The organism is Sphingopyxis sp. (genome assembly GCF_965279755.1).
GTDB lineage: Bacteria > Pseudomonadota > Alphaproteobacteria > Sphingomonadales > Sphingomonadaceae > Sphingopyxis.
Map to the genome: position 1 here is coordinate 3,400,521 of NZ_OZ257261.1, position 24,797 is coordinate 3,425,317.

Consider the following 24,797-nt stretch of genomic DNA (forward strand, 5'->3'; position numbering starts at 1 on the left):
GTTCGATTCGCCAGCCTCAGAAGACTGCCTTCGGCGCTTCTTCTTTCATCATCGCGGCGCGGACCATCGGGATCGGCGGACCTCCGTAGGACAGGAACTCGTCGTGGAACGCCTTCCACTTCGTCCTGTCGCCCGCCCCGCCGTTTTTGGCTGTCCAGTCCTCGCGGAGCTTGCGGATCATCAGCTTGCCCATCGTGTAATTGAGATAGAGCGGATCATAGGTGCCCCGCGCGGCCTGCTGCTGCGCATTTCCGGCATCCTGATAGCATTGCTCCTTGAACAGCTTCTCGCTGTCGGCGACGGTCATGCCCTTGGTGTGAAGTCCGATCGCCGACAGGTAGCGGCAATCGCGAAGCAGGGCATTCGACAGCTGACCGATATGCGTTTCAGGGTCGCCGTTGCCGAGTCCCGCATCCCACATCATCTCTTCGGTATAATGCGCCCAACCCTCGGCGAAGGCGTAGCCGACGAACAGCTTGCCGAAGATGCTTTCGGAGCGATTCGAGTGGAGGAAGTTCAGGAAGTGACCCGGCCACACCTCGTGGACCGAGGTGAAGAGCAGATCCTTCTTGCCCGGAACGAATGCATCCTGCGTTGCCTTGTCCCACGCCGGATCGGGCGGCGAGATATAGTAAACCGACGGCAGGCCTTTCTCATACGGCCCCGGAATGTCGATATAGGCGCTGTTCTGACGGTTATAGGGCGGCGATTCCTCGACCTTGGCCTGTTCGGTACCCGGGATCGAAACCAGATCCTTTTCGACGAGGAACGCGCGAAGCGCCGGCAGTTGGCGCCGCGCTTCGGCGACCGGCCCGCCTTCGGGCTTGTCTGAATTCATCTTCTTCATGCAGTCGGCGATCGTCATGCCGGCGGCGTAGGTCGCGCACGCAGCCTTCAGCGCATCCTGGTTGCGCTTGAGGTCGGCCTGACCGATACGTTCCAGCTCGTCGAGCGGTGTGTCGACCGCCTCGTTGGTCAGGATCATCTTCGCGAACTTGTCGGCGCCGATCGCGTAGCCATCGGGGGTTCCGGGCTTCGACCCGATATAGGCGGCGAGATCCTTCATCGCCGCCGCGGCCTTCGCCGCAGCCTCGTCGAACTGCTTCTGCAGTTCCGGATCCTTGACCTCGGCAAAGGCCTTTTTCGCGTCACCGGTGTAATAGTCGGCAAAGCCCCCGAAGCCCGACGTGCCATATTTGACGAAAGTGGCAGGCAGCGGCAGCTTGACGTTCGCCTTGATCTGCTCGGTCGCCGCCGGAACTTTCTGCGCATAGGCGATGAACGCCTTCATCCGCGTCGTCGCATCGGCATAAGGGCGCGCAATATAGACGTTCGGGTCAAGCTGACCCACATACCAGGCGGGGTTCTTGTGCGGGAAATCGGCATCCTGCAGGAAGAAGAGCTGGCCCTGCGCGACATGCACCAGATAGTCGCGCTCGAACTTTTCGGCGTCGGTCATCTGGCCGTCGAACGCCTTGGCATCGGCGATGGTCTTTTCGAGAAAGTCGGTCTGCTTCTTGAGACCTTCGGCCGACCAGTCGGGAAGCTGGCCGTCGAATTCATGCTTGCCCTGATAAACCGCAAAATTCGGGTTCAACGGGAAATAGCCGGTCAGGAAATTGTCGCGAAACTCGGTCCAGGTCTTCGCGCTCGACGACGAAACCGACTTGTTGTCGGACGCGTTGCAGGCGGTCAGGACCAGTAGCGTCGCGGCCATCGCGGCGCCGCCGAAGCGGGCAAATTTGCGTGTCATTCGAAGGTCTCCCTCAATCGATGCGGGGCTTCTGCCACCGGCTCCGACGAATGACATCCGTTAATCGACGAACGGCATACGCATGCGCTCTGGACAGTCGCGAAATCGGCCTTAGGGCGGGTGTCGATGGCGACGATTTACCCACCCGACGGTGAAGAACCCGAACTGCCCAAAGCTGCAGTTCCCGATCCCTCTCCGCTCAGCTTTCCCGACTATCGCTATTATTGGGTTGCACGTTTCACCGCGGTGATGGCGACGATCGCGATGGTGGTGGTCATCGGCTATCAGCTCTATGATACGGCGCGTACCGATTACGGCATGTCGATCAAGGAGGCCTCGTTCCAGCTCGGCCTGCTCGGCCTGTTCCAGTTCGTCCCGCTGGCATTGCTGACGCCGGTTGCCGGCTGGGCTGCCGATCGATTCGAACGGAGAAGCGTCGCAATCTTCTCGAACGCGATCGACATCGGTATCGCGCTCGTCCTCGGCTGGTTCACCTGGACCGACGGCCTGACGCTCGAGCTCCTCTTCACCCTCGCAGCGCTTCACGGCGTCGCGCGCGTCTTTTCCGGCCCGGCAATGAGCGCGATCGCGCCGAACATTGTTCCGCCCGCCGTCCTGCCGCGTGCAATCGCGATGAGCAGCATCGCGTGGCAATCGGCGTCGGTGATCGGACCCGCAGCCGGCGGCCTCATCTACGCGGCGCACCCGACGTCGGTTTATCTGTTTTCCGCCGCGATGCTGGCGGTTTCCGCCTTTACGATCAGCCGCGTTCGCCCTGTCCTGCCGCCACCGGTCGAAGTCCGCCGCCATCCGCTGCGCGAGATGGCCGATGGTCTGAAATTCGTGTGGGTCGAGCGCTTCCTGCTCGGAACGATCACGCTCGATCTGTTCGCCGTCATTCTGTCGGGCGCCACAGCGATGCTGCCGGTCTATGCCCGCGACATATTGCACGTTGGGTCGGAGGGCCTTGGGTTGCTGCGCGCGGCTCCGGCACTGGGCGCAGCGGTCGTCGCCTTCGGCCTCGCCATCCGCCCGATCGAACGCAATGTTGGTGTGAAGATGCTGTGGGCTGTCGTCGCGTTCGGCCTCGCGACCGTCGTTTTCGGCCTGTCGACCAATATCATGCTGTCGCTCGCGATGCTGGTGCTGCTGGGTGCCGCCGACATGTTCTCGGTCTTCGTGCGCGGCACACTGATCCAGCTCAACACGCCCGACCATATGCGCGGACGAGTCAGCGCCGCATCGGGACTCGCCATCTCGGCGTCGAACGAGTTGGGAGAGATGCGCGCCGGCGTGATGGCGGCGGCGCTCGGGCCGGTCAGCGCCGTGGTCATCGGCGGCGCTGCGGCGGTCGGCGTCACCGCGTTGTGGTCGTGGCTCTTTCCCGAACTTCGCCATGCCAAGACCTTCGCATCCAGGATCGACAAGACCGACTGACGCGTTTCTGCGGCCCGGCGAAGACGCTCAAACGGCTCGTCGCAAACTGCCTTCCTCTCGCCACAAAGCGCTTGTCAATTAAATTGATTGAGTTATCTCGATTGCACCCGTCACCGCGGTTCCCCCTCCCTCCCCTTGATGGAGAACCCGCCATGCATAACGCCACCATCCGCCACAAAATCCTTACAATTCCGGGCCTGCACAACAGCGGCCCCACCCATTGGCAGAGCCTTTGGGAACGCAAGTTCGATGATGCAGAGCGAATCGAACTCGGCCGCTGGGCCGAACCCGATCGCGACGAGTGGGCCCGCCGTATCGGCGCGGCGATCGATGCGGAGAGCGAGCCGGTGCTGATCGCCGCGCACAGTCTTGGCTGCCACGCCTTCGCTCACTGGTTCGCCGCCGCGAGTACGCTGACCCGCAGCCGCATCGCCGGCGCCTTGCTGGTCGCTCCCCCCGATATGACACGGCTGCAACATGAAAAGCGGATCACCGGCTTCGCCGACACGCCGGGCTTCACTTCGCGCACGCCGATCATCGTCGTCGCGAGCGACAATGACCCCTATGCCAAGACCGCGCACGTCTGGCGCCTTGCGCGGCAATGGGATGCGCGCTTCGTCAACGCCGGGCCGTTCGGCCATATCAACGCCGACTCGGCGATCGGGGACTGGCCTTATGGACAGTATCTGCTCGCCTCGTTACAACCCGCGCCCGTGCCGGTCCTGGCCGACGAGACCCAGTGGCTTCGTGCCGGAGACTGGCCGAATCGCGTCCGCCGCGACCCGCGGTTCGAATTCAAGGAAAGAGCGCACCGATCATGAAAGCCAATTCGATCCTCGAGACCATCGGGAACACCCCGCATATTCGCGTGGCCAAGCTGTTCCCCGACGCCGAAGTCTGGGTGAAGTCGGAACGCAGCAATCCCGGGGGATCGATCAAGGATCGGATCGGACTTGCCATGATCGAGGCGGCCGAACGCGACGGCAGCCTGAAAGAAGGCGGCACCATCGTCGAGCCGACGTCGGGGAACACCGGCATCGGCCTCGCGATGGCGGCCGCGGTTAAAGGTTACAAGCTGGTGCTCGTCATGCCCGAAAGCATGTCGATCGAGCGCCGCCGGCTGATGCTCGCCTATGGCGCGACCTTCGATCTGACGCCGCGTGAAAAGGGCATGAAGGGTGCGATCGAGCGCGCGATCGAGCTGATCGAAACGACCCCCGGCGCATGGATGCCGCAGCAGTTCGAGAATGAAGCGAATATCGACGTGCACGTCCGCACGACCGGTCCCGAAATCCTTGCCGATTTCAAGGATACGCCGATCGACGTGCTGATCACCGGTGTCGGCACCGGCGGCCACATCACTGGTACCGCGCAATTCCTGAAGCAGCATTGGCCGAACCTGAAGGTTTACGCCGTCGAGCCCGAAGCCTCGCCGGTCATTTCAGGCGGGCAACCCGCGCCGCATCCCATCCAGGGCATCGGGGCCGGCTTCATTCCGCGTAACCTCCACACCGACCTGCTCGACGGCGTGATCAAGGTCGATGCCGCAGCCGCGAAAGATTTCGCGCGCCGCGCCGCGACCGAGGAAGGCATGCTTGTCGGAATCTCTTCGGGTGCCACGCTTGCTGCAATTCAGCAGAAGCTTGCGGAGCTGCCTCCCGGCACCCGGGTGCTCGGTTTCAACTATGACACCGGCGAGCGCTATCTTTCGGTTCCCGATTTCCTTCCCGAAATCTGAACCCCTATGATGATCGCCGAAGGCGAACGGGTGGTGCCATTACGGCGCGACTGGACGGGCTGGCTGTTTGTCGCGATCACCGTGGCTGCGCTCGTCGCGGTTCTTTACGCAAGCGGTCATGGTGCGTCCGGAAAGCATGGCGCTCGGCCGCATCCGGTCGCGCCGCCTGCTGACGTCATCCCCGAAGTCGCGCCGATGGACCTCGCGCCGGTGACCGAAGCCGACGCGCGCACCGAAAATGCCGAGATCCCGATTGTCACCAGGGATTTCGTTGCGCCGCGGCCGTTCATCTACGCAGGCAGCGGCGACGGTCGTGCGCGGGCGCGCGACTGCCTTGCCGCCGCGATGATCTATGAAGCCGGCGACGATGCGAAAGGCCAGCAGGCCGTCGGGCAGGTCATCATCAACCGGGCGCGCCATCCCGCCTTCCCGAAATCGATCTGCGGCGTCGTGTTTCAGGGATCCGAACGGACGACTGGCTGCCAGTTCACCTTCACCTGCGACGGCGCACTGAACCGCCGCTATTCGGATGCCGCCTGGGCCCGCGCGCAGGCGAATGCCGAGATGATGCTGTCGGGCACGACCTATCCCAAGGTCGGGCTCGCGACGCACTATCACACCGACTGGGTCCGCCCCTATTGGAGCGACAGCCTCGAGAAGATCGCGATCGTCGACACGCACCTGTTCTTCCGCTGGCCAGGCTATTGGGGAACGCCGGGAGCGTTTCGCGGCGCGGTGTCGGGCAATGACGTCGGGATCCCCAAAATGGCGGCGCTGTCGCCGGCGCATGCCGTGGCGCTTGGTACGCTGCCGACGACCGAACTCGCCGGCGTCGACGCCAACGCTGCAGTCGGCGAAGCCAAGGTCGTCACCGGAGCCGGCGATGCCGCTGGCCGCGACACCATCTATGTCGCGCTCGACCGAAAGGCGGCGCCCGAGAGTTTCGTGACGACGGCGCTCCGCCTGTGCGGCAACAAACCCTATTGCAAGTTCATGGGCTGGACCAACCCGACGCTGAAGCCCGACAGCGACGCGATGAACGACACGCAGCGTTCGGCGATGACCTTTTCCTATCTCCGCGACGACAAGGCGGGCTTCGAAAAGGCGCTGTGGAATTGCAGCGAATACAAGCGCGACGACGCGCGTCAGTGCATGAAGCGCTGACGCGCGGCGAGCTCGCGTCAGGCGTTCGGCCGGATCAGATATTTCTCGCCGGTGCGCTTCGCATTGTAAGCGTGCGCGGTGTCGAGGCTGAGAGCCTCGGTCAGCGAGATTTCGTGGCTGTAGTTGCTCTTGAACGTCGTGGTGAGTTCATCGACGACGCGCTTGCGCATCCGTCCGACGACTTCCATCCCCGCCTTCGCCATGAAGGGTGTGAGCAGGAAGCCGGAGAGCGACCAGGTCAGACCGAAACTGCGGTTGAGGACGGTCGGCCCGAGGTCGAGCGCGCCATAGATATAGACCTGCTTGAACGTGTCGGAGCCATAGCGGCTGTAGTTGGTCATGCGCTTGACCGCGGCGACTTCCATCGCCGACAGGATCTGGCCCGCCAGCTTGCCGCCGCCGATCGCGTCGAAGCCCAGCGTCGCACCGGTCTCGACGATCGCATCGACGAGCTTGTCCTGAAAATCGTCGGCGCTGCTGTTGACGATATGCTGCGCGCCGATGCCCTTCAGGATTTCGACCTGCGCGTCGCTGCGCACGATGTTGACGAGCGGGATGCCGTCCTTGGCGCAAATCTTGACCAGCATCTGGCCAAGGTTCGACGCCGCAGCAGTATGGACGATCGCGCTGTGGTTCTCCATCCGCATCGTCTCGGTAAAGGCCAGCGAGGTGAGCGGATTGACGAAGCAGGACGCGCCATCGACCGGGTCGGTGCCTTGGGGTAACGCCATCGTCATCTGTACCGGTACGCAGCGATATTCGGCGTACATCTCACCGCCGAGCAGCGCGACGGTCTTGCCGACAAGCGCCTGCGCCTCGGGATTGCTTCCCGCCGCGACGACCACGCCGCAACCCTCGTTGCCGATGAGCAGCGCGTCGCCGATACGGCCACCCATCGCGCGCATCCCGGGAGGCGGCACGTCGGCGGTGATCATCGGCAGGCCATCGCGCGTTCCGGCGCGCGCGGTCGACATGTCGGCGCCTCCGAACAGCAGGCCGAGGTCGGACGGATTGATCGGGGTCGTCAGCACCTTCACCAGCACTTCATGTGGCTTTGGCTCGGGCATCGGGCGACGTTCAAGATAGACCTCGAGCTGCCCTTCGGGCTTCACGAGCGTCACCATGACGAGATTGGTTTCAGGCAGGTAGGTCATCGCGCGTCTCCCGTTGTTCGGTTTTTCGATGCAACCGAGTTAGGGCGCGGGCGCTGCGCTGGCAATGCTTCGCCGGTCAGCCGGGCGAATATTCCGCCGCAAGTTGCAGCACCTGTCCGGCAAGCTCTTTCCGGCAGATCAGCAGATCGGGGAGATAGGGGTTGGCGCAATTATAAACGAGCGGCGAACCGTCGACGCGGCTGACATGCAGCCCCGCGGCCACCGCCACCGCAGCGGGCGCGCAATTGTCCCACTCATATTGGCCGCCGGTGTGCAGATAGATGTCGGCCTCGCCGCGCACGACGGCCATCGCCTTCGCGCCTGCCGAACCCATCGCGAGCAACTCGGCCCCGATCTTTTGCGCCACATAGACGGCTTCGGCGGCGGGTCGGGTCCGGCTGACCAGCATTTTCAGCGGGCTGTTCGCGGGTTCGAGCGGCTTCGGCGATCCCGAGGTCAGCGTCAGGCCAAGCCCCGGAAGCGCGACCGCACCTATGGTCGGAACCCCGTCGACCGCGAGTGCGACATGCACCGCCCAATCGCTTCGCCCCTCGCTATATTCGCGCGTGCCGTCGAGCGGGTCGACGATCCAGGCGCGGCTGCTGTCGCAGCGTATGATATTGTCCTTTTCCTCTTCGGACAGGATGGCGTCATCGGGCCGCGCGGCGCGCAGTTCGTGCATCAGCATCGCGTTGGCACGGGCATCGCCGGCCTGACCAAGGGCCTTGCCGATGAACTCGCCCGACGCCTGAAGCTCCAGCAGGATCGCGCCTGCTGTCGTTGCAAGCCGTTCGGCCAGCTGCTCGTCGCTTTCCCCCGCCGTCATGCCTTATCCCAACAAGCGATCGATGATCAGGTCCGCCGCTTCTTCGGGCGTCATCGCGGTCGTGTCGATACGAATTTCGGGCGTCTCGGGCGCCTCATAGGGGCTGTCGATACCTGTGAAATTCTTGAGCTGGCCGCTGCGCGCCTTTTTGTAGAGGCCCTTCACGTCGCGCTTCTCGGCCTCCGCCAGCGGCGTGTCGATGAAGATTTCGAGGAACTCGCCCTCGGGCAGCATCGAGCGCACCATGTCGCGCTCGGCCCTGAAGGGCGAAATGAAGGCGGTGATCACGATCAGACCCGCATCGGTCATCAATTTGGCCACCTCGCCGACGCGGCGGATATTCTCGATCCGGTCGGCCTCGGTGAACCCCAAGTCCCGGTTGAGGCCGTGGCGGACGTTGTCGCCGTCAAGCAGGAAGCTGTGGCGGTTCATCCGGTGCAGTTTCTTTTCGACCAAGTTCGCGATCGTCGACTTGCCCGAGCCCGACAGGCCGGTGAACCAGAGCAGCGCGGGCCGCTGGTTCTTGAGGCTGGCGCGCATGTCGCGGTCGATGTCGGTCGCCTGCCAATGGACATTCTGCGCGCGGCGGAGGCTGAAGTGCAGCATGCCCGCGGCGACGGTCGCGTTGGTGAGCTTGTCGATCAGGATGAAGCCGCCGAGCGTTCGGTTGTCGCCATAGGCCTCGAAGACGATCGGCTTGTCGGTCGACAGTTCGACGACGCCGATGCCGTTTAGTTCGAGCGTCTTCGCCGCGAGATGGTCGAGCGTATTGACGTTGATCTCGTACTTCGGCTGGTGAACCGTCGCCGAGACGCTCTGCGTTGCGAGCTTCAGCCAATAGGCCCGGCCCGCGATCATCGCCTCGTCGGCCATCCAGACGAGCGTCGCCTCGAACTGGTCGGCCGCCTCGGGTGGCGCATCGGCGGCGGCGATCACGTCGCCGCGCGAGCAGTCGACCTCGTCGGCGAGCGTCAGTGTGACCGACTGCCCCGCGACGGCCTCCTCAAGATCGCCGTCGAGCGTCACGATGCGGTCGACCGTCGTCGTCTTGCCGCTGGGCAGGATGCGCACCGCATCACCCGGCTTCACCTTGCCGCTCGCAAGCTGGCCCGAGAAGCCGCGGAAATCGAGGTTCGGGCGATTGACCCATTGCACAGGCAGGCGGAACGGCTTTGCTTCGTCGGCGGCCGCGCCGATCTCGACCGTTTCGAGATGCTCGATCAGCGCCGGCCCCTTGAACCAGGGCGTGTTGTCCGAGAGCGCGGTGATATTGTCACCCTTGAAGCCCGAGATGGGGATCGCGGTGAAATTGGTGATCCCGATTTCGCTGGCAAAGGCGCGGTAGCTGAGCAGGATGCGCTCGAACACCGTCTTGTCGTAACCGACAAGGTCCATCTTGTTCACCGCCAGCACGATGTGCCGGATACCGAGCAGATGTGCGAGAAAGCTGTGGCGGCGCGTCTGGGTGAGCACGCCCTTGCGCGCGTCGATCAGGATCACCGCAAGGTCCGCGGTCGAAGCGCCGGTGACCATGTTGCGCGTATATTGCTCATGCCCCGGGGTGTCGGCGACGATGAACTTGCGCTTTTCGGTCGTGAAAAAGCGGTAGGCGACGTCGATCGTGATCCCCTGCTCGCGCTCGGCGGCGAGCCCATCGACGAGCAGCGCGAAATCGATCTCCTGCCCCTGCGTGCCGACGCGCTTGCTGTCGGCTTCGAGCGCGGCGAGCTGGTCCTCGAAGATCATCTTGCTGTCGTAGAGCAGGCGACCGATCAGCGTCGACTTGCCGTCGTCGACCGAACCGCAGGTGATAAAGCGGAGCAGCGACTTCTTCTCATGGCCAGCCAGATAGGCGTCGATATCCTCCGCGATCAGCGCGTCGGTGACGTAAACAGGATCGGTCATATCTTTTTCTTCGTCATTCCCGCGAAGGCGGGAATCCCGCTTCGTCCATTGGTTCCGAAAGAGGCCCCCGCCTTCGCGGGGGTTGACCCCTCGTCAATCTGAAGATTGACGTTGCGGGTCAAAAATACCCCTCCTGCTTCTTCTTCTCCATACTTGCGTCGCCACCATCCTTGTCGATGATGCGGCCCTGTCGTTCGCTGGTGGTGGTCAGCAGCATTTCCTGGATCACTTCGGAGAGGGTCTTTGCTTCGCTCTCAACCGCGCCGGTCAGCGGATAGCAGCCGAGCGTGCGGAAGCGCACCGACCGTTCGACCGGGACTTCGCCATCCCTCAGCGGAAAGCGATCGTCGTCGACCATAAGCAATAGCCCGTCGCGCTCAACCGTAGGGCGCGGCGCGGCGAAATAGAGCGGTACGATCGGGATATTTTCACGCGCGATGTACTGCCAGATGTCGAGCTCGGTCCAGTTCGAGATCGGGAAGACGCGGATGCTTTCACCCTTCGCCTTGCGGGCGTTGTAGAGGTTCCAGAGTTCGGGCCGCTGTTTCTTGGGATCCCAGCCGTGGCTCGCGGTGCGGAATGAAAAGATGCGCTCCTTGGCGCGGCTCTTTTCCTCATCGCGCCGCGCGCCGCCAAAGGCGACGTCGAAGCCGTGGAGGTCGAGCGCCTGCTTCAGCCCCTCGGTCTTCCACATGTCGGTGTGCAGCGGACCGTGGTCGAACGGATTGATCCCTCGCTCCTTCGCCTCGGGATTCTGATAGACGATCAGATCCATGCCGCTTTCGGCCGCCATCCGGTCGCGTAACTCGTACATCGCCTTGAACTTCCACGTCGTATCAACATGGAGCAACGGGAATGGCGGCGGCGAAGGATAAAAGGCCTTGCGCGCGAGATGGAGCATCACCGCGCTGTCCTTGCCGACGCTGTAGAGCATCACGGGCTTGGCCGCGTCGGCCATCACTTCGCGCATGATATGAATGCTCTCGGCCTCGAGCCGGTCGAGATGGGTCAGCGTATCGGTCATGCCCCGCCCTTGCCGCCCGATCATGGCGCGATCAAGCTGTATGGGCTTTGGGCGCTGCAAGCCAGACTTGTGAGCCTCGCGTTCCGGCTAGCCATCGACCCTTGCTTCCTGCCAGTCCGCCGCGGCGCGCCGGATTGCCGGCAGCACCCGCGCGAGGCGCCCCTCCATTTCGGGCTGGGCGCGCCAGGCGGGGTCGAACAGCAGCCCGAGTTCGCGGCGAAACTCATAGCCGCTGACCTTTATCGGGACGATGCCGTCGATCGCAAGCGAGACCGGTGCGGTGGTGATCCCCACGCCCGCCGCGACCATGCGCAGGCAGCGCTCGTCGCTGTCGCTGCGCAGCGCGAAGCGCGGGCGGACGCGATGACGGGTAAAGAAGCGGCTTGTCGCGTCGAGGAATTCGCACGAACGGCGAGCGATCATCGTTTCGGGCGCCAGCTGCTCGGGCGCGACCTCGCCCTGCCCCGCCAGCGGATGATCCGCCCCGACAAACATCACGACGGGCTCTTCATAGAGGGCGATCACATGCGGGTCGCGCTCACCACTACGCAACGGCGCGATCGCCGCGTTCAGACGCCCTCCGTGGATCGCGGCGCGAAGTTCGGAGTCGCTGTTCTCGCTGATTTCCAATGCGAAGTCGCGCGCGAGCAGCGCCGCAATGCTCTGGAAGAATTCTCCCGGCACCGACCGGATCGTGCCCAGCTTCAGCACCGGCTTGTCGCTTTCCTCGGCGCGGCCGAAGCTGTCGGCGGTGCGGAAGCCCCGTTCAAGATCGCGCGCAATCGGGAGGAAGCGCCCACCCGCTTCGGTCAGGCGAATCTGGCGGCGATTGCGGATGAACAGCGGCGCGCCGACGAGGCGTTCGAGGTCGGCGACGCCGGTCGAAAGCGCCGGCTGAGTAACGCGGATTTGCTGCGCGGCGCGGGTGAAGCTTCCGGCGTCGACCACGGCGAGGAACTGGCGGATGTGCGAGCGCTTTATCATAAATATTTCTTATGCTGAAACGCATGAAGTTTCAATTTTCATATAAACGCGCCTTGGGGCACAACCCCAGCATGTTCCGCCCCTGACTGAAGGGATCCCCATGCGCGCCACCCCCGATTTCGATTTCGCGCTCGGCGAAACCGCCGATATGATCCGCGACACGACTGCCCGCTTCGCCGACGAACAGATTGCCCCGCTGGCTGCGAAAGCGGACGCCGAGGACTGGTTTCCGCGCGACGAGCTCTGGACGCAGATGGGCGCGCTTGGCCTGCATGGCATCACCGTCGAGGAAGAGTTCGGCGGACTTGGCCTAGGCTATCTCGAGCATGTGATCGCGGTGGAGGAAGTGAGCCGCGCGAGCGCCGCGATCGGGCTCTCCTACGGCGCGCACTCGAACCTCTGCGTCAACCAGATCCGCCGTTGGGGCAATGCCGCGCAGAAGGCGAAATATCTCCCCAAGCTGATCAGCGGCGAGCATGTCGGCAGCCTCGCCATGTCCGAGGCGGGCGCGGGCAGCGATGTCGTATCGATGAAGCTGAAGGCCGACAAGGTTCAGGGCGGCTATGTCCTGAACGGGAACAAATTCTGGATTACCAACGCGACCTGTGCGGACACGCTGGTCGTCTATGCGAAGACCAGCCCCGAGGCCGGGTCGCGCGGCATCACCGCCTTCCTGATCGAAAAGGATATGCCGGGCTTCGCCATAGGGCAGAAGATCGACAAGGTCGGCATGCGCGGCTCGCCGACCGCCGAGCTCGTCTTTACCGACTGTGAGGTCAGCGAAGATCAGGTGATGGGGCCCGAGAATGGCGGCGTCGGCGTGCTGATGTCGGGGCTCGATTATGAGCGGGTGGTGCTCGCCGGGCTGCAGCTCGGGATCATGCAGGCGTGCCTCGACACGGTTATCCCCTATGTTCGCGATCGCAAGCAGTTCGGGAAGCCGATCGGATCGTTCCAGCTGATGCAGGCGAAAGTCGCCGACATGTATGTCATGCTCCAGTCGGCGCGCTCCTATGTCTACAACGTCGCCAAGGCGTGCGACGCCGGGCAGACGACGCGCTTCGACGCCGCTGGATGCATCCTGCTCGCGAGCGAGAATGCGGTGAAGGTCGCGGGCGAAGCGATCCAGGCACTGGGCGGCGCGGGATATACGAAGGACTGGCCGGTCGAGCGCTACTGGCGCGACGCCAAGCTACTCGATATCGGCGCGGGGACGAACGAGATCCGCCGCATGCTGATCGGCCGCGAACTGATCGGCGCCGGCGCGTGATCTGGCTCTGGCTGTCGGCCGCCTTCATGGTGACGACGGCCATCGTTCACGGCGTTCTGGGCGAGCGGCGGCTGATCCAGCCTCTGATGACGCTCGATCAAGGCGTGATGGGCGTCGACCTCGCGCGCAAGGTTTTTCGTCTTGCGTGGCATGCGCTGTCGCTGCTGATGCTTGTATCGGCCGCCTCGGTCGTCTGGCCCGGCACGCCGCATAGGTTGATCCTGCTGATCGGCGCGGCGTGGACCGCGACAGGGCTGTTCGATGCAGCCTATACGCGCGGCAAGCATATCGGCTGGCCGTTCCTGACCGCGTCGGGCATCTTCGCCGTCATCGGCGCGTTGACATAAACATGCGCGGGCTTGTCCACCACATCGACCTGACGGTCACCGACAAGGAGCGGTCGCGCGTCTTTTACGACGCGGTGTTGGGGTTCTTCGGCTATCGGCGTTCGGCCGATTATGACCATGGCAGCGACTGGGACCGCGAGGGCGAGCCGTTCCATTCGATCGGCATCATCGAAGCGCGCGGGCCGGGCGCAGAGCGCGCGCACGATCGCTATTCGCCCGGCCTCCACCATCTTGCATGGGCGGCCGAAAGCCGCGACGATGTCGACGCGCTCCACGATTTGCTGCGCAGCATCGGCGCGACAATCCTCGACGCGCCCGCCGATTATCCGCGCTATGGCCCGACCTATTATGCGGTCTTCTTCGCCGATCCCGACGGGCTGAAGCTGGAGTTCGTGTTCGGGGCGACGGGCGTATGAGCGACACGCTGCTCGACGCACTGCAATATTATGGCGCCGCCGCCGCAACGCTCGCGGCACTGCTCGTCTCGCTCAACCTTGGCGAGCGGTGGAACGGCTGGGCGTTCGTGATCTTCGTGACGAGCAGTCTCGCGCTGATCGCCTGGGGCTTCCTGCAACCCGACAGCGAAGGCATCGGCTGGCAGAATGTCGCCCTGCTCGGCATCAATCTGGTCGGCGTCTACAGCCATTTGATCCGCCGGAAGAAACCGGCGGCAAAGAAGGAGGGCGGAGCATGACACCCCGCCCTGCATGTCGGTCAGCCCCAGACGCGCACGCGCTTGTCGGGCGCGAGATAGAGCTTGTCGCCTTCCTTGATGTCGAACGCCTTGTACCATGCGTCGAGGTTGCGGACGGTCAGCGCACGGTACATACCCGGCGCGTGGCCGTCGGTCGCGATCCGCGCGCGCAGCGCCTCGTCGCGCATCTTGGTCGCCCAGGTCTGCGCATAGGCGATGAAGAAGCGCTGGTCGCCGGTGAAGCCGTCGATCACCGGCGCTTCCTGTCCCTTCAGCGACGCGCGATATGCGTCATAGGCCGCCTGAAGACCCGCGACATCAGCGATATTCTCGCCCAGCGTCAGCTTGCCATTCACGGCGAGGTCGGGGAACGGCTTGTACCCGTCGTACTGCGCCGACAGCGCCGAGCCGGCTTCCTCGAACTTCTTCAGGTCTGCGGCGGTCCACCAGTTGCGGAGCGCGCCGGTCGAGTCGAACGCCGCGCCATTGTTGTCGAAGCTGTGGCTGATCTCGTGTCCGATCACCGCGCCGATCGCACCGTAATTATAGGCCGGGTCGGCCTTGGCGTTGAAGAAGGGCTGCTGCAGGATCGCGGCGGGGAAGTTCAGTGCGTTCTGGACCGGCAGGTTGACCGCGTTGACGGTCTGCGGGGACATCCACCATTCGGCCTTGTCGAACGGCTTGCCAATCTTGGCGAGCTGATGCGCATATTCGGCCTTCTCGCCCGCGACGACGTTGCCATAGGCGTTGTCGGCGCTGACAGTGTAGCTGCCATAATCGCGCCAGGTTTCGGGATAGCCGACGCCGACGACGATCGTCTCGACCTTCTTGATCGCTTCCTTCTTGGTCTCGGGCGCCATCCAGTCGATCGCGTTGACGCGCTTGGCGAAGGCCGCCTTGATGCCCGTCACCATGTCACCGACTTCGGCCTTCGCCGACGCCGGGAAATATTTCTCGGCATAGACGCGGCCGACCGCGTCGCCGAGGTCGGTGTTCAGCGCGTCGAGCGCGCGCTTGTCGCGGGTGCGCTGCTGCGGTGTGCCCGCAAGCGTCGTGCCGTAAAAGGCAAAGTGCGCGCTATCGAGCGCGGTCGGCAGAACGTCGGTGTGGGTGTTGATCTGGTGGAACGCGAGCCAGTCCTTCCACGCATCGAGCGGCTCCGACGCGACAAGCGCCGACAGGCCGGTGATCGCCTTCGCGTGATAGGCGCCAAATTTAGAAGCCTTGTCGAGGCCCGCGGCGGCAAGATAAGCGTCCCAGTCGATGCCGGGGGCGTTCTTTGCAAAGTCCGCCTTGGTCCAGACGCCCGCCGACTTGGCGAAGTCCTCGCTCTCCGACCGGTTGGCGTGCGCTTTCGCGATCTTGACCTCGAGATCGTAGATGCGCTTCGCCTTCGCCTCGACGTCGCTCTGGCCAGCGGCGGTCAGCAACTGAGCGATATAGGCCTGATATTGCGTGCGGATCGTCGCCATCTTGGGATCGGCGGAGAGATAATATTCGCGCTCGGGCAGACCAAGGCCGCCCTGCAGCACATAGGGGATCACCTCGCCGGGGGTCGCCAGACCCTGCGTCACGAAGACGCCAAAAAGGTTCTCGGTCGCGAAATCGGTCGCGTTCAGCGGATCTACGTCGGCGCGCGTCTGTTCGCCCAGCACCTTCGACAGGCCGGCCTTGTCGCTGATTGCGGCGAAGCGCGCCAGATCGCCCTCGACCGGCTTCATGCCGGCAGCGTCGATCGCCTTGGTGTTCATATAGGCGTTGTAGAAGGCAGCGATGCGGCCATCGTCGGTCTTGGGATCGCCGCCGCTCTTGACGATCGCGTCGACCAGTTCGCGGGTCCGCTTCTCGGTTTCGAGGAAGGCGATATAGAAAGCGCCGATCGACGAGCGGTCCGCCGGGATCGCGGTCGTCTTCTGCCAGTTGCCGTTGGCATAAGCGTAGAAATCGTCACCGGGCTTCACGCTGGTGTCCATCGCGGCCTTGCTGATGCCGAGCTCGGTTCCAACGGTGTAGGTCGCCGCCGCCTTGTCGTCGCCCTTCGAACAGGCGACCGGGCCAGCGACGATCGCGGCGGTGGACAGCAGGATGGCGAGTACAGCTTTTTTCATAGCAAAGACCTTGTTCTTACGGGGGCACGCACGGGGCATAGGCCTGTGACGAATTGGTTTCAACGCCAACCAATTTCGGCCTGCGCTCCTTTTCAATCGACGAACGGCAGGGTAGTTCCGGACGAATATCAGGGAGAGAGTTTGACGTGAGCGCACCAGTTCTTGGCACGATGATCAACCCGGACAGCGACGCGTTCCGCGCCAATGCTGCGCACAATCGCGGCCTGCGCGACGAGCTGTACGCGCGCGTCGCCGAAGCGGGGCTCGGCGGCAACGAAAAATCACGCGAACGGCACACGAGCCGCAGCAAGCTGCTCCCGCGCGAGCGCGTCGAGCGGCTGCTCGATCCGGGCTCACCTTTCCTCGAGATCGGCCAGCTTGCCGCGGGCGACATGTATGAGGGCGAAGTGCCCGGCGCCGGCATGATCGCCGGCATCGGCCGAGTGTCGGGACGGCAGACGATGATCGTATGCAACGACGCCACGGTGAAGGGCGGCACCTACTATCCGATGACGGTGAAGAAGCATCTCCGCGCGCAGGAGATTGCCGAGACCAACCGCCTGCCCTGCGTTTACCTCGTCGACAGCGGCGGTGCGAACCTGCCGCATCAGGATCAGGTCTTTCCCGACCGCGACCATTTCGGGCGCATCTTCTTCAATCAGGCGAATATGTCGGCGAAGCGCATCCCGCAGATCGCCTGCGTTATGGGAAGCTGCACCGCAGGCGGTGCCTATGTGCCCGCGATGTCCGACGAGACGGTGATCGTGCGCAATCAGGGCACGATCTTCCTCGCCGGCCCGCCGCTGGTGAGGGCCGCAACGGGGGAAGAGATCAGCGCCGAGGATCTGGGCGGCGGCGACCTGCACGCGAAGAAATCGGGCGTCGTCGACCATCTTGCCGAGAATGACGAACATGCGCTGACGATCGTCCGCGATATCGTCAGCCATCTCGGTGCCGACGAAGGCTTCAAGGTCGAAATGAAAGACCCACGGCCGCCGAAATATGATCCCGAAGAGCTGTACGGCATCGTCCCGCAGGACGTGCGTGCGCCTTACGACGTGCACGAGGTGATCGCGCGGATCGTCGACGGCAGCGAGTTTCACGAGTTCAAGGCGAATTATGGCGCATCGCTGGTGTGCGGCTTCGCGCATATCTGGGGCATTCCGGTCGCGATCCTCGCGAACAATGGCGTGCTGTTCAGCGAGTCGGCGGTCAAGGGCGCGCATTTCATCGAGCTGGCGCAGCAGCGGCGCATTCCCCTGCTCTTCCTGCAGAACATCAGCGGCTTCATGGTCGGCGGCAAATATGAGGCCGAGGGCATCGCCAAGCATGGTGCGAAGCTGGTGACCGCGGTCGCAACCGCGACGGTGCCGAAGATCACCGTACTGATCGGCGGCAGCTTCGGCGCGGGCAATTACGGCATGTGCGGGCGCGCCTATTCGCCGCGCTTCCTGTTTAGTTGGCCGAACAGCCGGATCAGCGTGATGGGCGGCGAGCAGGCGGCGAGCGTGCTGGCAACGGTCCACCGCGACGCCGACAAATGGACCCCCGAGGAAACTGAAGCCTTTAAGGCGCCGATCCGCCAGAAATATGAGGATGAGGGCAACCCCTATCACGCGACCGCGCGCCTCTGGGACGACGGCATCATCGACCCCGCGCAGACGCGCGACGTGCTCGGGCTGGCCTTTGCTGCAACGCTGAACGCCCCGGTCGAAGACCGCAGCTTCGGCGTGTTCAGGATGTAATGATGGGCAGCGACTTCGAAAACTGGCTTTGCGACACAGTCGATACCGTCGGGTGGGCGGTTCTGAGCGTCGCGCCGCGAACCGATAGCGATGATCCCGAAGAATGGTTCTCCTATTCTATCGGGCTCACAAAGACATTCGGTTGGCCGGAATTGATTTGCTTCGGCCTCACGACTGAAACCCGGCGCCATATGATCAACGATGCGGTCGAAGAATGTCGGCGAAAAGAGCTAGCGCCAGAGGCAGGGTTTCGACTTTCCGAGGTTCTGAATGGCTATGATACGCTGTTGGCCGAAGGTTCCTCAATTCCCGACAGCTATTTTGGATCGGCTGAATGGTTCGCCAAGCAATCGGATGTCGACCTGCCAATCAAACGCCTCCAGCTTCTTTGGCCAGATGCAGACGGGTATTTTCCGGACGATAACCGTTGCGCCGAAGATGTTCGTTTTGAACAAACTCCATTGGAAAAATCATGATCAGTTCCCTCCTTATCGCCAATCGTGGCGAAATCGCCTGCCGCATCATCCGTTCCGCGCGCGAGATGGGCATCCGCACCGTCGCCGTCTATTCGGACGCTGACGCCAAGGCGCTGCATGTGCGCGAAGCCGACGAGGCCGTGCACATCGGGCCGTCGCCGGCGCGCGAGAGCTATCTGATCGGCGAGAAGATCATCACCGCCGCAAAGGCGACCGGGGCCGAGGCGATCCATCCGGGTTACGGCTTCCTGTCGGAGAATGCCGAGTTCGCTCAGGCGGTCGCCGATGCGGGTCTCGTGTGGGTTGGCCCGAAGCCTTCGTCGATCACCGCGATGGGGCTCAAGGACGCCGCGAAAAAGCTGATGGCCGATGCCGGGGTGCCGGTGACGCCGGGCTATATGGGCGAAAATCAGGACCCCGCCTATCTCGCCGAACAGGCCGGGCAGATCGGCTACCCCGTCCTCATCAAGGCGGTCGCGGGTGGCGGCGGCAAGGGGATGCGCAAGGTCGACGCCGCGGCCGACTTCACCGATGCGCTCGCTTCGTGCCAGCGTGAGGCGGCGGCATCGTTCGGCAACGATCATGTGCTGATCGAGAAATATATCCTCACCCCGCGCCATATCGAGGTGCAGGTGTTCGGCGACACCCACGGCAACGTCGTCCACCTTTTCGAGCGCGATTGCTCGCTGCAGCGCCGTCACCAGAAGGTGATCGAGGAAGCCCCTGCCCCCGGCATGGACGAAGCGACGCGCGCCGAACTCTGCGCCGCCGCGGTGCGCGCGGCGAAGGCGGTCGACTATGTCGGTGCCGGCACGATCGAATTCATCGCCGACGCGTCGGAGGGCCTCCGCGCCGACCGCATCTGGTTCATGGAAATGAACACCCGGCTGCAGGTCGAGCATCCGGTGACCGAGGAAATCACCGGCGTCGATCTGGTCGAGTGGCAGCTCCGTGTCGCGAGCGGCGAGCCGATTCCGCTGAAGCAGGAAGAACTCGCGATCAACGGCTGGGCGATGGAAGCGCGGCTCTATGCCGAAGACCCCGCCAAGGGATTTTTGCCGAGCATCGGCAAGCTCGAACTCTTCCAGCTCCCCGAACATCTCGGCCGCATAGACACCGGCGTTTACGAAGGCGCCGAGGTTTCGCCCTTCTATGATCCGATGATTGCGAAGGTTATTGCGTATGGCGAGGATCGCGAGGAGGCGCGCGAGATGCTGTCGGAGATGCTCGAGGACAGCGCGATCTGGCCGGTGAAGACCAATTCTGCCTTTCTTATCAACGCCCTCGATCATCCCGACTTCGTTGCGGGCACCGTCGACACCGGACTGATCGGACGCGACGGCGACAGCATGACCGCCGAACCGGTGCCGACCGAGACCGCGCTGACCAACGCCGCGATGGCGATGGTTCCGCGCGTCCTGCAATCGGGCTTCCGCCTCAACGCGCCCGACGTGCGCACCGCACCCTTCCTGCTCGACGGCAAGCGCGTCGATGTGGCCCTGCACGGTCCGGGCACGGATGAGCCCGCCCCCGCCATGCTCGTCGCCGAAAGCGGCGCGGTGTGGCAGCTTACGCCCTGGCGCGCCGCAGGCGGAGCGGCAGGTGGTGCAAGCGACGGCGCGATCCTGTCGCCGATGCCCGGCAAGATCATCGCGGTTGATGTCGCGGCGGGCGACAAGGTGACCAAGGGGCAAAAGCTGCTTACCCTTGAAGCGATGAAGATGGAGCACAGCCTGACCGCACCGTTCGACGGTGTTGTGGCGGAACTCAATGCGAGCGTGGGTGGACAGGTCCAGGTCGAGGCGTTGCTCGCAAAGATCGAGACTGCCGAGTGAGCGACCTGATCCTCCGCGATGCGTCGGTGGCCGACCTTCCGGCCATCCTCGCAATGCTCGCGGAGGATACGATCCCGGCGAACCGCGAGGCCGATCCGTCGGACCCGCGCTATCTGGCGGCGTTCGAGGCGATCGATAGCGATCCGAACCAGCGCCTGATCGCGGCAGAATGCGATGGCCGGGTCGTCGGCACGATGCAACTCAGCTTCCTGCCGGGACTTTCCTTTAGAGGAAGCTGGCGCGGATTGATCGAAGCGGTACGGATTGTCGCCGATCTGCGCGGCCAGAAACTGGGCGAGCGGATGATCCTGTGGGCGGTCGAACAATGTCGCGGCCGTGACTGCAAGCTTGTCCAGCTTTCGTCGTCGGCTACACGCACCGACGCGCACCGCTTTTACGCACGGCTCGGCTTCGTGCAGAGCCATGTCGGCATGAAATTGCATTTGAGGGATTGAAGATGGCAGGCAAGTTTTTCGACGAGTGGCAGATCGGTGAGACGATCACGCACGAGATCCGGCGCACGGTGACCGAGACCGACAATCTGCTCTTTTCGACGATGACGCATAATCCGCAGCCGCTGCACCTAGACGCCGAGGCAGCGAAGGCATCGGAGTTCGGCCAGATCCTCGTCAACGGCACCTTCACCTTCAGCCTGATGGTCGGGCTGTCGGTCGGCGACACGACGCTCGGGACGCTTGTCGCCAACCTCGGCTATGACAAGCTCGTGATGCCAAAGCCGGTGTTCATCGGCGACACACTGCGCGCCAAAACCGAGGTGATCGGCCTGAAAGAATCTAAGTCGCGCCCCGGCGCGGGGATCGTGACCTTCCTCCATCGCTGTATCAATCAGCGGGACGAGATCGTATGTCAGTGCGAGCGGGCGGCATTGATCAAGGGAAAGGTCGCCTGATGCGCCTGCGTTCACTCCTCTTCGTTCCCGGCGATCGTCCCGAGCGCTTCGCCAAGGCGGCCGCGTCGGGCGCCGATGCGATCATCCTCGATCTCGAGGATTCGGTTTCTCCGGCAAACAAGGAGGCCGCGCGCACAGCGATCGCCGACTATCTGGCGGGGACACGCGAAGCCATCACGCTGGTGCGCGTCAATCCGCTCGACGGGCATATGACCGCCGCCGATGTCGCGGCGATCATCGGCGGGCGACCCGACGCAATCATGCTGCCCAAGGCCGAAGGCGCGCCGAGCATCCAGCAGCTCGACACGATCCTGCGCAGCGAATCCGTTCCCGACGCGTCGTTGCCGCCGATCCTGCCGATCGCGACCGAAACGCCCGCGGCGATCTTCACGCTGGGCAGCTATCGCGAAGTCCGCGACCGGCTGATCGGGCTGACGTGGGGCGCCGAGGATCTGCCCGCCGCGATCGGCGCGACGACGAGCCGGAACGCCGACGGCAGCTATACCCAGCCCTATGAGGTCGCGCGCGCGCTGACGTTGTTCGCCGCACACGGGGCAGACGTCTCGGCGATCGACACGGTGTTCCCTGCGATCAAGGATGAGTCCGGGCTTGCCGCCTATGCGGCGCGCGCGCGACGCGACGGTTTCACCGGCATGATGGCGATCCATCCGTCGCAGGTGGAATCGATCAACGCCGCCTTCACCCCATCCGACGACGAGGTTCAGAGCGCGCAGGCGATCGTCGATGCCTTTGCCGCCAATCCAGGCGTCGGGGTGTTGCAGATCGACGGCAAGATGGTCGATGCGCCGCACCTCAAGCAGGCGCAGCATATCCTGTCGCTGGCGGACTGATCAGGCGCCGCACGCGGGGCCGCGGAGCCATTTCTGCGTTTCGTGGCTGCGAAAGCGGACCATGCCCTGGCTCGACTGCATGGTGACGACATTGTCGAATTCCATGCTGGTACGCGTGTAGGTTCCGCGAACGGTGATCTGCAGATTGCCCTTTGGATCATTTCCGGCGGGCTTGCAGTTGAGATAGCCGCTGATCCGACCGCCGTTCATCTTGAATGCGCCGATCGTGCATTTCGCTTCATGGCCGGGATCGAACAGCAGGACGTCCGGTTTCGCGGCGACGGCGGGGGTGATGCAATCTTCGGGATCGGGATCGGTTTCCAGCACCTGCTTGAACTGCGCCACGAATTCGGGCGCCATTTCGGGAAAGAGGATTTCGACGACTTCGCGCTTGCTCGTCCAGATGCCGGGTTCAATCGGATTGTCGGCGACGGCCGCGCCCGGATCGCTCGCCGCCGGGCCGCGGGTCTGCCACCATATCCCGCCGCCAAGCAGTCCGACCAGCGCTGCCCCGCCGGCAAGAGCCACCCAGAGCCGGTTTCGCTTTCCCACCGGCGCCGGTTCCGCGACCTTGACCGTCGATACTGCTGGCGTAGTGCCCGGCGTCATTGCAGCCACGATCCGGCCGGCGGCCTGCTCCTCGCCCGCGAACCAGTCGATCCACTGATAATCCTTGAGCCAATAGGCGAGCCCTTGCGCCTGAATATCCTCCAGCCGGACGGGCAGGATTTGCTTGTTGCTGTCTTCGCCCAGCATCAGTTCGCGTTTTACATGGCGTGACTGGTCCGATTGCGTGCAGAGGAGCAGGATAATCGCATCCGACCGCCCGATCTGGTCGAGGATCGCCTGATCGAAAGCAGTTCCCGCGGCAATGTCGTCGGGGGCGAGCCAACCGTCGATGCCGTGCGTGGCGAGAAGCTGCTTCAGCCTCCGCGCGGTATCGACCTGCGAGCTGTGATGGCTGATGAAAGCGGAAAGCCGCTTCGGGGCGATGGGCGTGGGTCCGGCATCCGTCATCGGGGATGATCATATGGGCCAAGTCCATGACCGCAAGTGATTATCCGCACAGGCGTTTCAGCTTTTGCGTCGCATGTGGCGCCGCATCCAGTCACGGCCGCGATGCCAGCTTTTCTTCAGCCCGCGTTCGGTCAATCCCTCGAACATCGCATCGGGGCTCGTCGGGTCGAGCAGCTCGTTATTGGCGATGAATTCGTCCATCGGCCCCGGCGGAACCAGATCGAGCCATTCGAGCGAACGGCCACCATTGCGCAGCCCCTCGATCGTTTCGATCAGCGAACCCGTTGCTTCGAAGCGCTGCGCAACCTCGGCTGGTTCGACGTCCAGATGCTCCGCGATCAGCGATTCCCGCAAACGGCGGATCACCGGCTCGACGCCATGATTGGAGGGAAGCGCAGCGTCGATCGTGACATCGCACTCGCTATCGAGCCCCATCGACCGGTTGTTGAGATTGGCAGAGCCGACACGAATTGCACGGTCGTCGACGATTGCCGTCTTGGCGTGAACATAGATGGACTCGCCGCCGGCGGTGCGCGGATAATAGACGCGCAGCCTGTCGCCATGCTTCGACTTCGCGACCGCACGCACGAGCTGGACGCGCGCGGCATCCATCGCCATCTGCTCAAGCCAGCCGTCGGCGGTTTCGGGCATCACCATTACAAATTCAGGCGGGTCATCCTCGTTAAGCCGCCCGGCAATTGCAGCGGCGATCTTGCCGCAGGTGAAATATTGATTCTCGAAATAGATGAAGCGCTTCGCGGCGGCGATCATGTCGAGATAGAGTTGTTCGATCTCGCGGATTTCAACGGCATCGCCATATTCCGCGCGGGTGCGCGAGATGGCGACATCGACGCCTGCGAAATCGGTCTCCAGATCGTCTGGCCACCCTTCCCCGGTTCCGTTGATCTCGCGCAGCGGCTTCTTCGTCGCGCGTTGCCAGCGTTCGTTGCCGAGGTCGGCGAGCGCGTTCCCGACCGGGCCGGCCAGCAGCATCGTGCTGTCGTGCCAAGGCATATACGGCTTGCCGTCGGGCGCGGTGCGGTGCGGATCGCCGTCCTTGTGCTCGCGCGTATCCCAGCGCCGCGCGCCGACGTCGATCCCGCCGCAGACGGCGAGATGATCGTCGAACACCGCCACTTTCTGGTGATGGCTACACCCCAGGGGATGGGCGCTATCGAGCCGAAAGCTGATCGACCGTGTCAGTTTCCAGCGCGCGATCATCGAGACGATACGCGGCATCGCGAACTGCTTCAGCCCGCCGAAATTCCAGCGCAGGATGTCGATATCGCGATCGGGGCATGTCTTTGCGAGACGCAGCAGATAATCGCCGAGCGGTTCGCCCTCTCCGTCCTTGTCGGGTTTCAAAGCGATGCGCGGATCGAAGTCCCAGCCGATCAGCAGGATGCGTTCCTTCGCATCGGCCATCAATTGTTCGAGCAGCGCATAATAGTCCGCAGCATCGACGATCATACGCGCTTTGTCGGCGCGCTCGATCCGCCAGCAATTGCGGCCTTCGACGACAATCGGTGTCAGGTCAGTCCCCATCGCCGCCTCCACGC

The 24,797-nt window shown here is 63.6% G+C and carries 23 protein-coding genes; 14 read left to right on the forward strand and 9 right to left on the reverse strand.

Going from position 1 to position 24,797, the window contains the following annotated elements; all coding sequences use genetic code 11:
• Positions 1-16 precede the first annotated feature (16 nt).
• The gene (locus ACQY80_RS16825; protein WP_428681895.1) at positions 17-1,753 is read right to left on the reverse strand and encodes a DUF885 domain-containing protein; all 1,737 of its coding nucleotides are present in this window, start codon (positions 1,751-1,753) and stop codon (positions 17-19) included.
• 126 nt (positions 1,754-1,879) lie between these two features.
• Between ACQY80_RS16825 and ACQY80_RS16830 the strand changes: the two genes are divergently transcribed.
• From ACQY80_RS16830 to ACQY80_RS16845, 4 genes are all read left to right on the forward strand, one after another.
• Positions 1,880-3,190, forward strand: coding sequence for an MFS transporter (locus ACQY80_RS16830; RefSeq protein ID WP_428681897.1), 1,311 nt, complete (start codon positions 1,880-1,882; stop codon positions 3,188-3,190).
• 152 nt (positions 3,191-3,342) lie between these two features.
• Positions 3,343-4,011, forward strand: coding sequence for an RBBP9/YdeN family alpha/beta hydrolase (locus ACQY80_RS16835; RefSeq protein WP_428681899.1), 669 nt, complete (start codon positions 3,343-3,345; stop codon positions 4,009-4,011).
• Positions 4,008-4,928, forward strand: coding sequence for a cysteine synthase A (gene cysK / locus ACQY80_RS16840; protein ID WP_428681901.1), 921 nt, complete (start codon positions 4,008-4,010; stop codon positions 4,926-4,928). The genes ACQY80_RS16835 and cysK overlap by 4 nt, the downstream gene beginning before the upstream one ends.
• A gap of 6 nt (positions 4,929-4,934) precedes the next feature.
• Positions 4,935-6,092: a cell wall hydrolase gene (locus tag ACQY80_RS16845; RefSeq protein WP_428681903.1), complete on the forward strand. Its 1,158-nt coding sequence runs from the start codon at positions 4,935-4,937 to the stop codon at positions 6,090-6,092.
• A 17-nt stretch (positions 6,093-6,109) separates the two neighbouring features.
• On the opposite strand, the gene ACQY80_RS16850 is transcribed toward ACQY80_RS16845, so the two are convergent.
• The 5 genes from ACQY80_RS16850 to ACQY80_RS16870 all read right to left on the reverse strand — a co-directional run bounded on the left by ACQY80_RS16850 (position 6,110) and on the right by ACQY80_RS16870 (position 11,985).
• Positions 6,110-7,246 carry a zinc-binding dehydrogenase gene (locus ACQY80_RS16850; protein WP_428681905.1) on the reverse strand — a complete coding sequence of 379 codons (1,137 nt, stop codon included), beginning with the start codon at positions 7,244-7,246 and terminating at the stop codon, positions 6,110-6,112.
• Between the two features lie 76 nt (positions 7,247-7,322).
• Positions 7,323-8,072, reverse strand: coding sequence for a 3'(2'),5'-bisphosphate nucleotidase CysQ (locus ACQY80_RS16855; RefSeq protein ID WP_428681907.1), 750 nt, complete (start codon positions 8,070-8,072; stop codon positions 7,323-7,325).
• Between the two features lie 3 nt (positions 8,073-8,075).
• Positions 8,076-9,977 carry a sulfate adenylyltransferase subunit CysN gene (cysN, locus tag ACQY80_RS16860; RefSeq protein ID WP_428681909.1) on the reverse strand — a complete coding sequence of 634 codons (1,902 nt, stop codon included), beginning with the start codon at positions 9,975-9,977 and terminating at the stop codon, positions 8,076-8,078.
• 118 nt (positions 9,978-10,095) lie between these two features.
• Positions 10,096-11,001, reverse strand: coding sequence for a sulfate adenylyltransferase subunit CysD (gene cysD, locus ACQY80_RS16865; RefSeq protein WP_428681911.1), 906 nt, complete (start codon positions 10,999-11,001; stop codon positions 10,096-10,098).
• A gap of 87 nt (positions 11,002-11,088) precedes the next feature.
• Positions 11,089-11,985, reverse strand: a complete 897-nt coding sequence (locus ACQY80_RS16870) for a LysR family transcriptional regulator (protein ID WP_428681913.1) — start codon at positions 11,983-11,985, stop codon at positions 11,089-11,091.
• A gap of 100 nt (positions 11,986-12,085) precedes the next feature.
• On the opposite strand from ACQY80_RS16870, the gene ACQY80_RS16875 reads away from it, so the two are divergent.
• The 4 genes from ACQY80_RS16875 to ACQY80_RS16890 are packed head-to-tail and all read left to right on the forward strand — an operon-like array spanning position 12,086 to position 14,296.
• Positions 12,086-13,255, forward strand: coding sequence for an isovaleryl-CoA dehydrogenase (locus ACQY80_RS16875; RefSeq protein ID WP_428681915.1), 1,170 nt, complete (start codon positions 12,086-12,088; stop codon positions 13,253-13,255).
• The gene (locus tag ACQY80_RS16880; RefSeq protein WP_428681917.1) at positions 13,252-13,602 is read left to right on the forward strand and encodes a hypothetical protein; all 351 of its coding nucleotides are present in this window, start codon (positions 13,252-13,254) and stop codon (positions 13,600-13,602) included. The genes ACQY80_RS16875 and ACQY80_RS16880 overlap by 4 nt, the downstream gene beginning before the upstream one ends.
• 2 nt (positions 13,603-13,604) lie before the next feature.
• Positions 13,605-14,018, forward strand: a complete 414-nt coding sequence (locus tag ACQY80_RS16885; RefSeq protein WP_428681919.1) for a VOC family protein — start codon at positions 13,605-13,607, stop codon at positions 14,016-14,018.
• Complete coding sequence (locus tag ACQY80_RS16890) at positions 14,015-14,296, forward strand: hypothetical protein (RefSeq protein WP_428681921.1); 282 nt, start codon at positions 14,015-14,017, stop codon at positions 14,294-14,296. The genes ACQY80_RS16885 and ACQY80_RS16890 overlap by 4 nt, the downstream gene beginning before the upstream one ends.
• A 20-nt stretch (positions 14,297-14,316) precedes the next feature.
• Here the strand turns inward: ACQY80_RS16890 and ACQY80_RS16895 are convergent, their stop codons facing one another.
• The gene (locus ACQY80_RS16895) at positions 14,317-16,404 is read right to left on the reverse strand and encodes a M13 family metallopeptidase (RefSeq protein WP_428681923.1); all 2,088 of its coding nucleotides are present in this window, start codon (positions 16,402-16,404) and stop codon (positions 14,317-14,319) included.
• 146 nt (positions 16,405-16,550) lie between these two features.
• Between ACQY80_RS16895 and ACQY80_RS16900 the strand changes: the two genes are divergently transcribed.
• The 6 genes from ACQY80_RS16900 to ACQY80_RS16925 are packed head-to-tail and all read left to right on the forward strand — an operon-like array spanning position 16,551 to position 22,221.
• The gene (locus ACQY80_RS16900) at positions 16,551-18,149 is read left to right on the forward strand and encodes a carboxyl transferase domain-containing protein (RefSeq protein ID WP_428681925.1); all 1,599 of its coding nucleotides are present in this window, start codon (positions 16,551-16,553) and stop codon (positions 18,147-18,149) included.
• Positions 18,150-18,151: 2 nt separating this feature from the next.
• Positions 18,152-18,625: a DUF4262 domain-containing protein gene (locus tag ACQY80_RS16905; protein WP_428681927.1), complete on the forward strand. Its 474-nt coding sequence runs from the start codon at positions 18,152-18,154 to the stop codon at positions 18,623-18,625.
• Positions 18,622-20,460 (forward strand): acetyl/propionyl/methylcrotonyl-CoA carboxylase subunit alpha, encoded by a 1,839-nt coding sequence (locus tag ACQY80_RS16910; RefSeq protein WP_428681928.1) that lies wholly within the window; start codon positions 18,622-18,624, stop codon positions 20,458-20,460. Before ACQY80_RS16905 ends, ACQY80_RS16910 begins: the two co-directional genes overlap by 4 nt.
• Complete coding sequence (locus ACQY80_RS16915) at positions 20,457-20,915, forward strand: GNAT family N-acetyltransferase (protein WP_428681930.1); 459 nt, start codon at positions 20,457-20,459, stop codon at positions 20,913-20,915. Before ACQY80_RS16910 ends, ACQY80_RS16915 begins: the two co-directional genes overlap by 4 nt.
• Before the next feature lie 2 nt (positions 20,916-20,917).
• Complete coding sequence (locus ACQY80_RS16920; RefSeq protein ID WP_428681932.1) at positions 20,918-21,370, forward strand: MaoC family dehydratase; 453 nt, start codon at positions 20,918-20,920, stop codon at positions 21,368-21,370.
• The gene (locus ACQY80_RS16925) at positions 21,370-22,221 is read left to right on the forward strand and encodes an HpcH/HpaI aldolase/citrate lyase family protein (RefSeq protein WP_428681934.1); all 852 of its coding nucleotides are present in this window, start codon (positions 21,370-21,372) and stop codon (positions 22,219-22,221) included. Before ACQY80_RS16920 ends, ACQY80_RS16925 begins: the two co-directional genes overlap by 1 nt.
• On the opposite strand, the gene ACQY80_RS16930 is transcribed toward ACQY80_RS16925, so the two are convergent.
• Positions 22,222-23,238, reverse strand: coding sequence for a TIR domain-containing protein (locus tag ACQY80_RS16930; RefSeq protein WP_428681936.1), 1,017 nt, complete (start codon positions 23,236-23,238; stop codon positions 22,222-22,224).
• A 57-nt stretch (positions 23,239-23,295) separates the two neighbouring features.
• Positions 23,296-24,783 (reverse strand): phospholipase D-like domain-containing protein, encoded by a 1,488-nt coding sequence (locus ACQY80_RS16935; protein ID WP_428681938.1) that lies wholly within the window; start codon positions 24,781-24,783, stop codon positions 23,296-23,298.
• Between the last annotated feature and the right edge of the window lie 14 nt (positions 24,784-24,797).

What these genes read in the sequence shown, in the direction of transcription:
- ACQY80_RS16825 (WP_428681895.1), bottom strand. Translation starts at nt 1,753, where the DNA reads ATGACACGCAAATTTGCCCGCTTCGGCGGCGCCGCGATGGCCGCGACG.
- ACQY80_RS16830 (WP_428681897.1), top strand. Translation starts at nt 1,880, where the DNA reads ATGGCGACGATTTACCCACCCGACGGTGAAGAACCCGAACTGCCCAAA.
- ACQY80_RS16835 (WP_428681899.1), top strand. Translation starts at nt 3,343, where the DNA reads ATGCATAACGCCACCATCCGCCACAAAATCCTTACAATTCCGGGCCTG.
- cysK (WP_428681901.1), top strand. Translation starts at nt 4,008, where the DNA reads ATGAAAGCCAATTCGATCCTCGAGACCATCGGGAACACCCCGCATATT.
- ACQY80_RS16845 (WP_428681903.1), top strand. Translation starts at nt 4,935, where the DNA reads ATGATGATCGCCGAAGGCGAACGGGTGGTGCCATTACGGCGCGACTGG.
- ACQY80_RS16850 (WP_428681905.1), bottom strand. Translation starts at nt 7,246, where the DNA reads ATGACCTACCTGCCTGAAACCAATCTCGTCATGGTGACGCTCGTGAAG.
- ACQY80_RS16855 (WP_428681907.1), bottom strand. Translation starts at nt 8,072, where the DNA reads ATGACGGCGGGGGAAAGCGACGAGCAGCTGGCCGAACGGCTTGCAACG.
- cysN (WP_428681909.1), bottom strand. Translation starts at nt 9,977, where the DNA reads ATGACCGATCCTGTTTACGTCACCGACGCGCTGATCGCGGAGGATATC.
- cysD (WP_428681911.1), bottom strand. Translation starts at nt 11,001, where the DNA reads ATGACCGATACGCTGACCCATCTCGACCGGCTCGAGGCCGAGAGCATT.
- ACQY80_RS16870 (WP_428681913.1), bottom strand. Translation starts at nt 11,985, where the DNA reads ATGATAAAGCGCTCGCACATCCGCCAGTTCCTCGCCGTGGTCGACGCC.
- ACQY80_RS16875 (WP_428681915.1), top strand. Translation starts at nt 12,086, where the DNA reads ATGCGCGCCACCCCCGATTTCGATTTCGCGCTCGGCGAAACCGCCGAT.
- ACQY80_RS16885 (WP_428681919.1), top strand. Translation starts at nt 13,605, where the DNA reads ATGCGCGGGCTTGTCCACCACATCGACCTGACGGTCACCGACAAGGAG.
- ACQY80_RS16890 (WP_428681921.1), top strand. Translation starts at nt 14,015, where the DNA reads ATGAGCGACACGCTGCTCGACGCACTGCAATATTATGGCGCCGCCGCC.
- ACQY80_RS16895 (WP_428681923.1), bottom strand. Translation starts at nt 16,404, where the DNA reads ATGAAAAAAGCTGTACTCGCCATCCTGCTGTCCACCGCCGCGATCGTC.
- ACQY80_RS16905 (WP_428681927.1), top strand. Translation starts at nt 18,152, where the DNA reads ATGGGCAGCGACTTCGAAAACTGGCTTTGCGACACAGTCGATACCGTC.
- ACQY80_RS16910 (WP_428681928.1), top strand. Translation starts at nt 18,622, where the DNA reads ATGATCAGTTCCCTCCTTATCGCCAATCGTGGCGAAATCGCCTGCCGC.
- ACQY80_RS16920 (WP_428681932.1), top strand. Translation starts at nt 20,918, where the DNA reads ATGGCAGGCAAGTTTTTCGACGAGTGGCAGATCGGTGAGACGATCACG.
- ACQY80_RS16925 (WP_428681934.1), top strand. Translation starts at nt 21,370, where the DNA reads ATGCGCCTGCGTTCACTCCTCTTCGTTCCCGGCGATCGTCCCGAGCGC.
- ACQY80_RS16930 (WP_428681936.1), bottom strand. Translation starts at nt 23,238, where the DNA reads ATGACGGATGCCGGACCCACGCCCATCGCCCCGAAGCGGCTTTCCGCT.
- ACQY80_RS16935 (WP_428681938.1), bottom strand. Translation starts at nt 24,783, where the DNA reads ATGGGGACTGACCTGACACCGATTGTCGTCGAAGGCCGCAATTGCTGG.